This window comes from Tenacibaculum sp. Cn5-46 (assembly GCF_022347705.1).
Classification (GTDB): Bacteria; Bacteroidota; Bacteroidia; order Flavobacteriales; family Flavobacteriaceae; genus Polaribacter; species Polaribacter aiptasiae.
The window spans coordinates 1-13,419 of the sequence record NZ_JAKRGD010000006.1 but is presented as its reverse complement, the minus strand read 5'-3'; the positions used below and the strand labels follow the sequence as shown (position 1 = coordinate 13,419).

The 13,419-nt window shown below is 31.3% G+C and carries 11 protein-coding genes; 3 read left to right on the top strand and 8 right to left on the bottom strand.

Features of this window, described 5'->3' with window-relative positions; genetic code table 11:
• Positions 1–71 precede the first annotated feature (71 nt).
• Positions 72–548: a C40 family peptidase gene (locus tag MHN29_RS12530; protein WP_235274919.1), complete on the top strand. Its 477-nt coding sequence runs from the start codon at positions 72–74 to the stop codon at positions 546–548.
• Positions 549–651: 103 nt separating this feature from the next.
• Here the strand turns inward: MHN29_RS12530 and obgE are convergent, their stop codons facing one another.
• The 3 genes from obgE to secDF all read right to left on the bottom strand — a co-directional run bounded on the left by obgE (position 652) and on the right by secDF (position 5,870).
• Positions 652–1,641 carry a GTPase ObgE gene (gene obgE / locus MHN29_RS12525; protein ID WP_235274918.1) on the bottom strand — a complete coding sequence of 330 codons (990 nt, stop codon included), beginning with the start codon at positions 1,639–1,641 and terminating at the stop codon, positions 652–654.
• Between the two features lie 47 nt (positions 1,642–1,688).
• Positions 1,689–2,807, bottom strand: coding sequence for an adenylate kinase (locus MHN29_RS12520; RefSeq protein ID WP_235274917.1), 1,119 nt, complete (start codon positions 2,805–2,807; stop codon positions 1,689–1,691).
• Between the two features lie 87 nt (positions 2,808–2,894).
• The gene (secDF, locus tag MHN29_RS12515; protein ID WP_235274916.1) at positions 2,895–5,870 is read right to left on the bottom strand and encodes a protein translocase subunit SecDF; all 2,976 of its coding nucleotides are present in this window, start codon (positions 5,868–5,870) and stop codon (positions 2,895–2,897) included.
• A gap of 203 nt (positions 5,871–6,073) precedes the next feature.
• Between secDF and MHN29_RS12510 the strand changes: the two genes are divergently transcribed.
• Positions 6,074–7,750 carry a formate--tetrahydrofolate ligase gene (locus MHN29_RS12510; RefSeq protein WP_235274915.1) on the top strand — a complete coding sequence of 559 codons (1,677 nt, stop codon included), beginning with the start codon at positions 6,074–6,076 and terminating at the stop codon, positions 7,748–7,750.
• Between the two features lie 82 nt (positions 7,751–7,832).
• Here the strand turns inward: MHN29_RS12510 and MHN29_RS12505 are convergent, their stop codons facing one another.
• The 5 genes from MHN29_RS12505 to thrS form a co-directional block, all read right to left on the bottom strand.
• A complete protein-coding gene (locus MHN29_RS12505) occupies positions 7,833–8,420 on the bottom strand; it encodes a hypothetical protein (RefSeq protein ID WP_235274914.1) in 588 nt (195 codons plus the stop codon).
• A 95-nt stretch (positions 8,421–8,515) separates the two neighbouring features.
• Positions 8,516–8,860 (bottom strand): 50S ribosomal protein L20, encoded by a 345-nt coding sequence (gene rplT / locus MHN29_RS12500; RefSeq protein ID WP_150900931.1) that lies wholly within the window; start codon positions 8,858–8,860, stop codon positions 8,516–8,518.
• 90 nt (positions 8,861–8,950) lie between these two features.
• Positions 8,951–9,148 carry a 50S ribosomal protein L35 gene (gene rpmI, locus MHN29_RS12495; RefSeq protein ID WP_150900930.1) on the bottom strand — a complete coding sequence of 66 codons (198 nt, stop codon included), beginning with the start codon at positions 9,146–9,148 and terminating at the stop codon, positions 8,951–8,953.
• A gap of 47 nt (positions 9,149–9,195) precedes the next feature.
• A complete protein-coding gene (infC, locus tag MHN29_RS12490) occupies positions 9,196–9,714 on the bottom strand; it encodes a translation initiation factor IF-3 (protein WP_175578760.1) in 519 nt (172 codons plus the stop codon).
• A 68-nt stretch (positions 9,715–9,782) separates the two neighbouring features.
• Positions 9,783–11,735 (bottom strand): threonine--tRNA ligase, encoded by a 1,953-nt coding sequence (thrS, locus tag MHN29_RS12485; RefSeq protein WP_150900928.1) that lies wholly within the window; start codon positions 11,733–11,735, stop codon positions 9,783–9,785.
• 196 nt (positions 11,736–11,931) lie between these two features.
• On the opposite strand from thrS, the gene MHN29_RS12480 reads away from it, so the two are divergent.
• Complete coding sequence (locus MHN29_RS12480; protein WP_235274913.1) at positions 11,932–13,218, top strand: ATP-binding protein; 1,287 nt, start codon at positions 11,932–11,934, stop codon at positions 13,216–13,218.
• Positions 13,219–13,419 lie beyond the last annotated feature (201 nt).

Here is a 13,419-nt window from a genome sequence, read left to right as displayed (position 1 = left end):
TATTTTACTCTGTGTTTCAATTAACATGCCAAAATATTATTGTTTAATTATTGGTTTAACTAGAGTAATATATGAGAAAACAATTACTATTATTATTGATAATTATAGGTTTTATTGTCTTTCGTTTTATTAAGCAAGGAGAAGAAACTTATATAGAAGAAAAATCAAAGGTGGAAGAATTAATTACTCTTGCTAATTCATATAAAGGAGTTGCTTATCGAGCAGGAGGAGTTACTAAAAGTGGAATGGATTGTTCAGGACTGGTGACAACAGTTTTTAAAGCTTTTGATAAGAAATTACCTCGTTCATCTGCCTCGATGAGTAAAAAAGGTAAAGAGGTTTCTCTTTCTGATGTTAAAAAGGGAGATTTATTATTTTTTGATATTTCTCGATTAAAAGGAGGAATTAATCATGTGGGGTTAGTTGTATCCGTGAATAATAATGATATTCAATTTATTCATTCAACAAGTTCAAAAGGAGTAATTGTTTCATCAATGAAAGAAAGTTATTGGAAGAAAGAATTTGTAAAAGCAAAGCGAGTTTTTTAATTGTATACCCTATTTATCATTTTTTTAAATAGATATAATATAATATAAAATAAAAAGCAACCTCTATAGAGATTGCTTTCTATTTTTTTATTAAAGAAATATGTTAGTTTAACATAGACCATAATTTATCTTTTAACTCCATTAAGCCTAGTTGAGCTACTGAAGAGATAAATAAGGTTTCAATACCTTCAGGTAATTCTTTTTTAATTTCTTCTTTTAATTCATCGTCTAACATATCCGACTTAGAAATTGCCAATAAACGATCTTTATCTAATAATTCAGGGTTATGTTTCCTTAATTCATTCAATAAGATATCGTATTCTTTTTGAATATCATCACTATCAGCAGGAATTAAAAAGAGTAGGGTAGAATTACGTTCTATATGACGTAAGAAATAATGACCTAAACCTTTTCCTTCTGAAGCTCCTTCAATAATACCTGGGATATCAGCCATTACAAAACTCTGGTGATTACGGTATTCTACAATTCCTAAATTAGGTTTTAAAGTAGTAAAAGCATAATCGGCAATTTTAGGTTTAGCAGCAGTTATAACAGATAATAAAGTAGATTTTCCAGCATTAGGAAAACCAACTAAACCAACATCAGCTAAGATTTTAAGCTCTATACGAAACCATCCATCTTTACCATCAATACCTGGTTGAGCATAACGAGGCGTTTGGTTAGTAGAAGATTTGAAATGCCAGTTTCCTTTACCACCTTTACCACCTTCTAATAATATTACATCACGACCATCTTCTGTGATTTCATATAAGATTTTATCGGTGTCAGCATCTCTAATAATAGTTCCTAATGGTACTGGAATAATAACATCATCAGCATCATGTCCAGAACTTCTACTGCTACTACCATCACCACCAGATTCAGCCCTAAAGTGACGTTTAAATTTTAAATGGAAAAGTGTCCACATATTTTTATCGCCACGTAATATTACGTGACCACCACGACCTCCATCTCCACCATCTGGTCCACCTTTTGTAATGAATTTTTCACGATGCAAGTGAGCCGATCCTCTACCTCCTTTACCAGAAGATGCGTAGATTTTTATGTAGTCAACAAAATTTCCTTCAGTCATTCTTTCTAAGTTGTTTTCTGTTTAATAAACAGAAGTAAAATTAATTTTTATAAAGTGTCAAGCACTTCTGATAAACGTTCTGTAATTTCTTCAATAGAACCTACACCGTTTACTCCGTAATAGTTGTTTTGATTTTGGTAAAAATCTTTTAAAACAGCTGTTTTAGTATTGTATTCGTTGAAACGGTTACGAATTTTACCTTCGTCCATATCATCAGTACGACCACTAGTTTTACCTCTTTCTAATAAACGCTCAACTAATAAGTCTTCAGAAACTTCTAAAGCAACCATACCATTTATACGTTCATTTTTTTCCGCTAAAAATTCATCTAAAGCTTTTGCTTGAGATTCAGTTCTTGGGAATCCATCAAAAATAAAACCAGCGGCATCAGCATTTTTTTCAACTTCAGCTTTTAACATGCTAATAGTAACTTCATCAGGAACTAAGTTACCATCGTCCATGTATGTTTTTGCTAATAATCCTAATTCAGTTTCATTTTTAATATTAAATCGGAATACATCACCAGTAGAAATATGTACTAAGTTGTACTTTTCTTTTAATACTTCAGCTTGTGTACCTTTTCCTGCACCAGGAGGTCCGAATAATACGATGTTTTTCATTTTGGGTTGTGTTGTTAATTGATAAATAGCAGGCAAATTTCTTCCATAACCTTTGTAATCTAATCCGTATCCTACAATAAATTTGTCTTCAATATTTTTTCCAACATAGTTTATAGGAAGTTCTTTTCGATACACGTCAGGTTTAAAGAATAGCGATACTATTTTAAGTTCTTTTAGATTTTTTGTTTTGAATATTTCGTAGATTTCTTGTAAAGTAGTACCTGTATCAATGATATCTTCTAATATGATAACGGTACGACCTGTTAAATCTTCGTTTATACCAATAAGTTTCTTTACATTTTCTGTTGAAGTAGTTCCTTCATAAGAAGCTAATTTAACAAAAGTCATTTCGCAATCTCCTTTGTAAGCTCGTAAAAAATCAGCAGTAAAAACAAAGCATCCATTTAAGATTCCTACAAAAAAAGGAACTTCATTTTTAGGTAAATCTTTTCTTACTTGTTCTGCCAGAGACTGTACAATGTTTGAGAGTTCATTACTTGAAATGTACTCTTTAAAATATAAATCGTGAAGTTTTGTAATTTTCATCAGATTGCAAAGATAGTTGCTTGATATTAAATGAAAAAACCGTTTTGAAAAATATTCAAAACGGTTTTTTGAGTGTTTTTTTATATATTATTTATTGTCTTCTTTTTTAGAAGTATCAAACATTACAGGTGTTGCCACGAATAATGAAGAGTAAGTACCTACAACCACACCTACGATAAGTGCAAACATAAATCCTTTAATACTATCTCCACCGAAGAAGAAAATAGCTAACATTACTAATAAAGTAGTTAAAGAAGTATTAATTGTTCTTCCTAAAGTACTACTTAAAGCTTTGTCTACAATGTTAGCAGTTAATGAGTTGCTGTTTGCAGCATATTCTCTAATTCTATCGAAAATTACCACGGTATCATTTAGAGAGTATCCAACTACTGTTAAGATTGCAGCAATAAATGATTGTCCTATTTCCATATCGAAAGGCATTACTTTGTAGAATATAGAGAAAACTCCTAATACTACTAATACATCATGGAATACAGCTACTACAGCACCAATAGAGAAAGACATTTTTCTAAAACGTAATAAGATATATAAGAATACTACAATTAAAGATCCTAATACAGCCCATATTGCAGCTTGTTTAATATCATCTGCAATTGTTGGCTCTACTTTCATATAGCTCATTATTCCACTACCAGCTTTTTCAAAACCAGGTTTAAAATCTTCGTAAGAAGTTGTACCTAAGTATGGCTTTAAACCGTTATATAAAGCAGTTTGCACTTCATTATCAACGTTTTTACCTTCTTCATCAATTTTGAAAACAGTAGTTATTTTTAATTGGTTTTGAGAACCATAAGTTTTTACTTCAGGAGCAGTACCAAAAGCACCTTTTAAAGCTGAAGCTACTTCATTAGCTTTCATTGATTGATCAAAACGAACAACATAAGAACGTCCTCCTTTAAAGTCAACACCTTGTTTTAATCCTAAAGTGAAGATTGAGATTAATCCTGCAATGATAAAGAACCCAGAAATAATGTAAGCTAACTTACGTTTTCTCAAGAATTCAATGCTAATATTTTTAAACCAGTTTTTAGAAATTCCAGTGTTAAATGTTAAGTTAGTTCCTTTGTTTACGGCTCCGTCAATAAATAAACGAGTAATAAAGATTGCTGTAAATAAAGAAGTAGCAATACCTAACATTAATGTATAAGCAAAACCTTTAATTGGTCCTGTTCCAAATACAAATAAAATAACACCTGTTAAGAAAGTAGTAATGTTTGCATCAATAATTGCAGATAAAGCTCCTTTAAAACTGAATCCTTCATTAACAGCTTCACCTAAACTCTTTCCTCCTGATAATGCTTCTTTAATTCTTTCGAAAATAATAACGTTTGCATCTACCGACATACCTATAGTTAAGATAATACCAGCGATACCAGGTAAAGTTAATACTGCGCTAAAAGATACTAACCATCCAAAAATGAATAAGATATTTACCAATAAGGCAATGTTAGCATATAAACCAGCTTTTCCATAGTATAAAATCATCCATGCTAATACTAATAAGATAGCTAATCCGAATGACCACATACTTGCATTAATAGATTCTTGTCCTAAAGAAGGTCCAACTACTTCTGATTGGATCATTCTTGCAGGAGCAGGTAATTTACCAGCTTTTAATACAGTTGCAATATCTTGAGCTTCGTTAACAGTCATAGAACCACCAGAAATAGAAGAGTTGCTACCTAATTGTCCATTAATAACTGGTGCGGTATAAACATAATTGTCTAAAACAATAGCAACAAATTTCCCTATGTTTTCTCCTGTTAATTTCGACCATTTCTTAGTTCCTATTCCGTTCATCGTCATAGATACAATTGGCTTGCTTAATTGATCATAGTCTTGTGTAGCATCAGCAATAACATCACCATCAATAGCAGCTTTATCATTTCTATTAGATTTTATTGCATACAAACCAATAATTTGATTTGTTCCATCTGCACTAGGTTGTGCTTTATAATCCCATAAGAACTTAACATATTTTAAGTTATTTGGTAATAAAGCTCTTACTTCCTTGTTAGCTAATAAACTGTTTACTTTAGCAGTATCTTGTACTCTAGATTGAGCTACTAAAGAACTCATTTGTTGTTGGTTTTGAGCTACATTAGGGAATAAGTATGTAAATAAGTTCTTTTGATTTTCAACTTTAGTAGAATCAGTAGACTCACCTAATAAATCATCAATACTATCAGTTTTAGTAGAATCTTTTGCTTTTTCAGTTGAAGAATCATCTTTTAATAATTCAGCAACCTTTGCATTAGCAGCAAATAGATAATTTTGAATTTCAGCATTTGTATATACTTCCCAAAATTGTAATTCTGCAGTACTTTGTAATAATTTTCCTACACGTTCAATATCTTTTGCTCCTGGTAATTCAACTTGAATACGACCAGAAGTACCGATTCTTTGAATATTTGGTTGAACAACACCAAATTTATCAATACGGCTACGTAATACCTCAAAAGCAGTGTTAATAGACGAATTGATTTCTTCTTGTAAAGTCGATTTTACTTGTTCATTTGTTTTGTTGAAATCAATTTTGTCACGTAAGGCTTTAGTTCCAAAAATGCTTGGATCGCTTAACTTAACGTTTCCATTGCTTAATTTTTCGAACTCGCTATAGAATAAATCTAAATAATTATCCTGACTGTTTTTTTGAGCTTCATCAGCTTTTGCTAACGCTTCAATAAAAACAGTGTTTTTTGAGTTGTTAGATAACCCAATTAAAATATCTTTTACAGATACTTGTAAAATTGCATTAATACCACCTTTTAAATCTAAACCAAGGTTCATTTCTCTCTCCCTGATTTCATCAAAAGTGTACTTTGCAATTCCTAAATTTAATACCTCTTTATTTGCTACACTATCTAGATATTTCCTTTCGGCTCTAGCTAACGCTCTTCCGTTGTTACCTTCTACATTTTCTTTTGCGTATACTTTTGCGCTATCTTCAACTTTGTTAGCGAAAAATGTAAACGACAACTGGTACAAACTCACTAGCCCGAACAGGATAGCAAATAATTTAATAAGACCTTTGTTTTGCATTTTTATTAATTTAAATCGACTTTTTTTAAAACGTGCAAATATAGTATTTCAAAAAAGATTTGCCAATTCTTTTACTATATTTATCTGTTTCGCACAGAATTAGTTAAATAATGCTAATAAATGTCAGTTTTTGTAGGGATTATATTATGTATATTTACCTGCTTTTTAAAGTAGAATAAACAACTAAAAATATATAATTCGCTATGGCGCATTTAACTGATATTGAGATAGCTCAAGCAAAAGAATTACAACACATTAAAACTGTAGCTAATAAGCTTAATCTAAATGAAGATAATTTAGAAATGTATGGTAAATACAAAGCGAAATTACCATTAAGTTTAATTGATGAAAATAAAGTAAAAGAAAACAATCTAGTTTTAGTAACAGCTTTAACACCAACACCAGCAGGAGAAGGTAAAACAACTGTTTCTATTGGTTTAACAGAAGGGTTAAATAAAGTAGGGAAGCAAGCTACTGTTGTTTTACGTGAGCCATCTTTAGGGCCTGTTTTTGGTATTAAAGGAGGTGCAGCAGGAGGAGGGTATTCTCAAGTAGTGCCTATGGAAGATATTAATCTACATTTTACTGGTGATTTTAATGCTATAGAAAAAGCGAATAACTTATTATCTGCATTAATTGATAATAATTTACAGAGTAAAACCAATAATTTAAATATAGATCCCCGTACCATTTTATGGAAACGTGTAATTGATATGAACGATAGATCACTACGTCATATAACTATTGGATTGGGAGGAACTGCCAATGGAATTCCGCGTGAAGATGGATTTAACATAACGCCAGCATCAGAAGTAATGGCAATACTTTGTATGGCAACTGATTTTGATGATTTGAAAAAACGATTAGGTAATATATTTATTGGGTTTACTTTTGATAAAAAACCAGTTTTTGCAAGCGATTTGAAAGCTCAAGATGCAATGGCAATTTTATTGAAAGATGCAATTAAACCTAATTTAGTTCAGACCTTAGAAGAGAATCCGGCAATTATTCATGGAGGTCCATTTGCTAACATAGCCCAAGGAACTAATACAATTATTGCTACTAAGATGGGATTGTCATTATCCAATTACGTGGTTACAGAAGCTGGTTTTGGAGCTGACTTAGGAGCAGAAAAGTTTTTAAATATTAAATCACAGCATGCAGGATTGAATCCTAAGTGTGTAGTGTTAGTTGCTACTGTTAGAGCATTGCGTCATCATGGAGGTGCACAAAAAGAAGAATACAACACGTCAAGTATAGAAAGAGTTCAAGAAGGATTTAAAAATTTAGAGAAACATATTGAAAATATTCGCAAATATAATATTGAGCCTGTAGTAGCAATTAATTCATTTATTTCAGATACAGAAGAAGAGGTGAATTTTGTTATCGAAGCATGTGGTAAGTTGGGAGTAAAAGCTGTAGTGTCTGAAGGATGGGCAAAAGGAGGAGAAGGAACTAAGAATTTAGCTGAGGCAGTAGTTGATGTTGTTGAAAATAAAGCAACTCGATTTAAACCATTGTATAATTGGACAAGCCCAGTTAAGGAAAAAATTGAAACGATAGCTAAAGAAATTTATGGAGCAGAAAAAGTTGAGTATAGTAAAAAAGCACAACTAAACTTAAGAAGAATTGATCGTTTAGGATTCAATGATTTTGCAGTGTGTATGGCTAAAACACAAAAATCTTTTTCAGATAATGATAAACTAATTGGGAGACCAGAGGGTTTTACTGTAACTGTTCGTGAAATAGAAATAGCTGCAGGAGCTCAATTCATTATTCCAATTTTAGGGAAAATGATGCGAATGCCAGGTTTACCAGCTGTACCAGCATCAGAAAATATGACTATTGATAATCAAGGTGTAATATCTGGTTTGTCTTAATTGAAGTAAAAGACTATTAAAAATAAAAATCCCGAGTTTTTAACTCGGGATTTTTATTTAGAAAACTTTTATAATTAAACTATTAACTTACACCACGTTGTTTGTTAATTTCATCTTGTAACTGACGTCTTAGTTTTTGTTCTTTTGTTAAGGCGTTTTTCTTGTGTTGTTCAAATTCTTGCTCAACATCAATTAATAAATCTTTAGTTTGTTTAGTAACAGCATTACTGTTTTTAAAACGAAAAATGAAAAAAGCCAAACCAACAAGAAGTGCAATTATAATACTCCATACTATAGTGTTGTAAGTGCCTTTTTTTAGAGGGATACCTATAAATGAAATAGCATCTTCTTTTTCTATAGAAGCAGATAAGTTATTGTTTAAATTATCAATCTTAGTTTGTAAAGAAGTGATGTTTTTTAATTGTTCGTTTATTTTAATTTGCTTAGCAGCAGCGTCATTTTTTATCGCTTTTATGCTGTCTAAAATATTTTTCTGTAAACTCAAAAACTCATTCTTTTTTATGACCTTATAGATTTGGTAATTGTTTGAGTTTTTATAAAGTTTTTTAAATTGATTTTCAACCGTATTAGGTAGTTCGGTTTTACTCGAGTTTTGTGCTATAATACCTTGAGTAAAAATAAAAATGAATAATATTCTTAAAGTTTTCATAGGTAAAGATTTTATGTTAGAATAATTGAATGTTTTGATTTAAAAAAACCCAAACGTTTAAGTTTGGGTTTTTAGTATAAGCAAGGTTGTGAAACTTATTTTACTTTTTCTACAATGGCCTTAAAAGCTTCTGGGTTGTTCATAGCTAAATCAGCTAAAACCTTACGGTTTAATTCGATATTATTAGCTTTTACTTTCCCCATAAACTGAGAGTAAGACATTCCAAACTGACGAGCTCCAGCGTTAATACGTTGGATCCATAATGAACGGAAGTTTCTCTTATTGTTTTTACGGTCACGGTATGCATATTGCATTCCTTTTTCAACCGCATTCTTTGCTACTGTGTAAACGTTTTTACGTCTTCCAAAGTAACCTTTTGCTTGCTTCAAGATTTTCTTTCTTCTATTTCTTGAAGCTACTGAATTTACTGATCTTGGCATAATTCAAATGTTTTTTGTAGTAGGCGATCGAAATTCGATACTTTATTGAGCCTAACTCCATGGTTAATAATTAAATTCCCTGGCTAACAATTATTTTAAAACTAATTGTTGCTTAATACTAGCCTCATCTGACTTGTGAACTAAAGTCGAATGAGTTAATGCAAGCTTACGTTTTTTAGACTTCTTTGTTAAGATGTGACTTTTGAACGCGTGCTTTCTTTTGATTTTTCCAGAACCAGTTAACTTGAAACGTTTCTTGGCACTAGATTTTGTTTTAATTTTAGGCATCTTTGTTTTTTAGTTTATCTTGCTTATATATTATAAGTATGATAGGTTTATTTTGTCTTTTTAGGAGCAATAAACATAATCATCCTTTTTCCTTCTAGTTTAGGCATTTGCTCTACCTTACCATATTCTTCTAATTCTTGAGCTAGCTTTAATAATAAAATTTGCCCTTGTTCTTTAAATACAATAGAACGTCCTTTGAAGAATACAAAAGCTTTTAATTTAGCTCCGTCTTGTAAAAACTTAATAGCATGTTTCTTTTTAAATTCATAATCATGCTCATCAGTTTGAGGACCGAAACGAATTTCCTTTACAGTAACTTTAGTAGCCTTAGCTTTTAAAGCTTTTTCACGTTTCTTTTGCTCGTACAAAAACTTTTTGTAATCAATAACTTTACAAACAGGAGGAACAGCTTTAGGAGAAATTTCTACTAAATCTAATTCTTGCTCTCGTGCTATCTCTTTTGCTTTAGCTAAAGGATATACACCTACCTCAATGTTTTCACCAACAAGGCGAACTTCATCAACATATTTAATTTTATCATTAATTCTATGCTGATCTTCTTTAATTACTCTAAGCGGTCTACGTCCGCCTCTTCTTCTAATTGCTATAACTTATAAATTTAAAAATTACTATTTTATTTTTCGTTTCCAAAAGGAACTAATGTCTTACCAACTTCTTTCTTTATTAGAGAAATAAATTCTTCTATCGTGAATGTACCTAAGTCTCCTTCTCCATGTTTCCTTACAGATACTGTGCCATCTTGCTCCTCCTTTTCACCTACAATAACCATGAAAGGTATTTTGCTAACTTCCGCATCACGAATCTTTCTTCCAGTCTTCTCACTACGATTGTCTACGAGGGCGCGAATTTCGGAATTTTCTAACAAAGTTAAAACTTTTTTGGTATATTTTTGATATTTCTCGCTGATTGGCAGTACAATAACTTGTTCTGGAGTTAACCAAAGAGGGAAATTACCACCTGTATGCTCCAGTAAAATTGCTATAAAACGCTCTAAAGAACCGAATGGTGCTCGGTGAATCATTACAGGACGGTGTAACTCATTGTCGCTACCTTTGTAGTGTAGGTCAAAACGTTCAGGTAAGTTGTAATCAACTTGAATTGTTCCTAGTTGCCAACTTCTACCTAAAGCATCCTTAACCATAAAGTCTAATTTAGGTCCGTAAAAAGCAGCTTCACCTTCTTCGATAACAAAATCTAAACCTTTGTCTTGAGCTGCATTGATAATAGCTTGCTCAGCTTTTTCCCAGTTTTCAACAGAACCAATATACTTATCTGGATTCTCAGGGTCTCTTACTGAAACTTGTGCAGTAAAGTTTTCAAAACCTAAAGAACCAAAAACATATAGTACTAAATCGATAACATTTTTGAACTCTTCATCAAGTTGTTCTGGTGTACAAAAAATGTGTGCATCATCTTGAGTAAAACCTCTTACACGAGTTAATCCATGTAATTCACCACTTTGCTCATATCTATATACAGTACCGAATTCAGCAAAACGCTTAGGTAAATCTTTATATGAATGAGGTTTGAAATTGTATACTTCACAGTGATGAGGACAGTTCATTGGTTTTAATAAAAACTCTTCATCCATTTTAGGAGTTTTTATAGGTTGAAAACTATCTTCACCATATTTAGCATAATGACCAGAAGTAACATAAAGATCTTTTTGACCAATATGAGGAGTCATTACCATTTCGTAACCAGCTTTCTTTTGAGCATTTTTTAAGAAGCTTTCTAATCTTTCTCTTAATGCAGCTCCTTTAGGTAACCATAAAGGTAATCCCTGTCCAACTTTTTGAGAAAAAGTAAATAATTCTAATTCTTTACCAAGTTTTCTATGGTCACGTTTTTTAGCTTCTTCTAGTAATTCTAAATATTCGGTAAGCATTTTTTGCTTAGGGAAAGAAATACCATAAATACGAGTTAATTGGTTGTTCTTTTCATCCCCACGCCAGTAAGCACCAGCAACGTTCATTACTTTAATAGCTTTAATTATTCCTGTGTTTGGAATGTGTCCACCTCTACATAAATCAGTAAAGTCACTATGGTCACAGAAAGTAATATCGCCATCAGTTAAATTTTCAATTAATTCAACTTTGTATTCGTTACCTTCTTCTTTATAGTAAGATAAAGCATCGGCTTTGGAAACAGAACGTAATTTAAATTCATGTTTACCCCTTGCTAATTCTAAAAATTTCTTTTCAATAGCAGAAAAATCTTTTTCAGAAATAGTTTCATCACCTAAATCTATATCATAATAAAAACCATTGTCAATAGCAGGACCTATAGTTAATTTAGCGTTTGGATGAAATTCCAAAATAGCTTGAGCTAATACGTGAGCAGAAGAATGCCAAAAAGCTTTTTTTCCTGCTTCATCATTAAATGTATATAGTATTAAAGAACCGTCGGTGGTTAATGGAGTAGAGGTTTCAATGGTTGTACCATTAAAGTTTGCAGAAATTACGTTTCTAGCAAAACCTTCGCTTATACTCTTAGCAACATCCATAGCGGTGCTGTTCACTTCAAATTCTTTGACGTTTCCGTCTGGCAATGTAATTTTAATCATTATTTAAATATGTCTTTAGGTTAAATTTCCTTACAAGTGGAAATTTCAAGTCGCAAAGATATTGTAAAACCGTTTGCTGTACAATATATAGTTTGTTGTATTTATAAGAAAAAGAAAAGATAAAGTAAGAAGGTGTAAAATATGAGAGAGTTTAGGATGAAATACTTATATTTATAAGTTAATAATGTGATATAGTATGTTTTTAGACTCTTTGAAAAAGATTGGTCGTTTAGAACCGTTTGAGATAAAGAACAATAGCTTAGTGCTTTGTTTGATTTCTCCAGGAGTGTATGTATATTCATTGTTAATCTTTCGATATAATGTAAATGCGTTAGAGATTCCTTATCTCAGAGAGGTGTTTGCAGTTTTATTTATGTTAGTAGCATTACTGCCGTTGACTAAACATAGAGTTGTAGTTGATTACTACGGGATTTTCGTTTTTATAATTTTATTATTGTTTCAACATTATCTAACATACACAGTAGCGTTGAATAGTTTCTCGATAGATTATCTGTTAGGGACATTTATAGTGATGTTTGGTGGGGTGTTAATGTTAAGTAGTAGGTTGTTGATAGTGTTGTTTAGTGCTTCGCAACTTATACATATGAGTTATTGGGTACTGAAATCAAACTTAGGTATAGTAGAAGAAGGTGCTATTATAATATCTACTACAACAATATTTGTTTATTCATTTATAATATTGAATGGTATTATAAGGTATAGGCAAGAGTTGGTGGAATTAAACGAAAGTTTAGAAGGTAAGATTAAAGAGAGGACAGAGGCTTTAGAAAGAAGAGCAAAGGAGTTAAGTGCGAGGAATAAAGATTTAGAAGAGTTTGCTTATGTGGTTTCACATGACTTAAAACAGCCGTTAGGAAATATATATACGTTAGCAGAGTGGAGTGAGGTTATATTGAAAGAAAATGAAAACGAAGAATTGAATTCAAGTATAACTGGAATTAAAGAGTTAGCGGAACAAATGGAAAAACTTATAAAAGGTATATTGAATTATTCCTTATATAAGAAAAAGGAAAAGGAATTAACAAGGGTTGATGTAGGGTTTATGTTAAGGAAGATTAAAAGTTCAAATGAAACGGATTCTTGTCAAATAATTATAAAAGATGAAATGCCAAAGATTTTCTTTAATGAAGAACAGTTGATTCAGGTTTTTCAAAATTTAATAGAAAATGGAATAGTGCATAATAATAGTAGCGATATTAAAATAGAGGTCGCATGCAAAGAAGAAGGAGATGAGTATGTTTTTTCGATTAAAGATAATGGGCCAGGTATTGAAAAGAAGTTTTTCGATAAGATATTCGAGTTGTTTCAAAGATTAGATATTGATTCTGGAGGTGGAGAAATAGGAGTTGGTTTGCCTTTGGTGAAGAAAATAGTAGAAAGATCAGGTGGTAAAATCTGGTTAACAAGTAAAGTAGGAGTAGGCAGTACTTTCTATTTTACCATACGAAAGAGCTTCGTTTAGCGATATAGGAGTAGTTAATTATATTTAATGAACATTATAAATCATACAAAACTTAGTTAAATGAATACCTAACCTAAAAAACTTTCACTTATAACTACCTGATAAATAGTGTGTATAAAAAATAATTCAAAAAAAGATTAAAAAAGATAGTTGTTATGTTAAAAAAGGGTTCTATATTTGCACCCGCTAACGAAAAAACGA

What these genes read in the sequence shown, in the direction of transcription:
- MHN29_RS12530 (WP_235274919.1), top strand. Translation starts at nt 72, where the DNA reads ATGAGAAAACAATTACTATTATTATTGATAATTATAGGTTTTATTGTC.
- obgE (WP_235274918.1), bottom strand. Translation starts at nt 1,641, where the DNA reads ATGACTGAAGGAAATTTTGTTGACTACATAAAAATCTACGCATCTTCT.
- MHN29_RS12520 (WP_235274917.1), bottom strand. Translation starts at nt 2,807, where the DNA reads ATGAAAATTACAAAACTTCACGATTTATATTTTAAAGAGTACATTTCA.
- secDF (WP_235274916.1), bottom strand. Translation starts at nt 5,870, where the DNA reads ATGCAAAACAAAGGTCTTATTAAATTATTTGCTATCCTGTTCGGGCTA.
- MHN29_RS12510 (WP_235274915.1), top strand. Translation starts at nt 6,074, where the DNA reads ATGGCGCATTTAACTGATATTGAGATAGCTCAAGCAAAAGAATTACAA.
- MHN29_RS12505 (WP_235274914.1), bottom strand. Translation starts at nt 8,420, where the DNA reads ATGAAAACTTTAAGAATATTATTCATTTTTATTTTTACTCAAGGTATT.
- rplT (WP_150900931.1), bottom strand. Translation starts at nt 8,860, where the DNA reads ATGCCAAGATCAGTAAATTCAGTAGCTTCAAGAAATAGAAGAAAGAAA.
- rpmI (WP_150900930.1), bottom strand. Translation starts at nt 9,148, where the DNA reads ATGCCTAAAATTAAAACAAAATCTAGTGCCAAGAAACGTTTCAAGTTA.
- thrS (WP_150900928.1), bottom strand. Translation starts at nt 11,735, where the DNA reads ATGATTAAAATTACATTGCCAGACGGAAACGTCAAAGAATTTGAAGTG.
- MHN29_RS12480 (WP_235274913.1), top strand. Translation starts at nt 11,932, where the DNA reads ATGTTTTTAGACTCTTTGAAAAAGATTGGTCGTTTAGAACCGTTTGAG.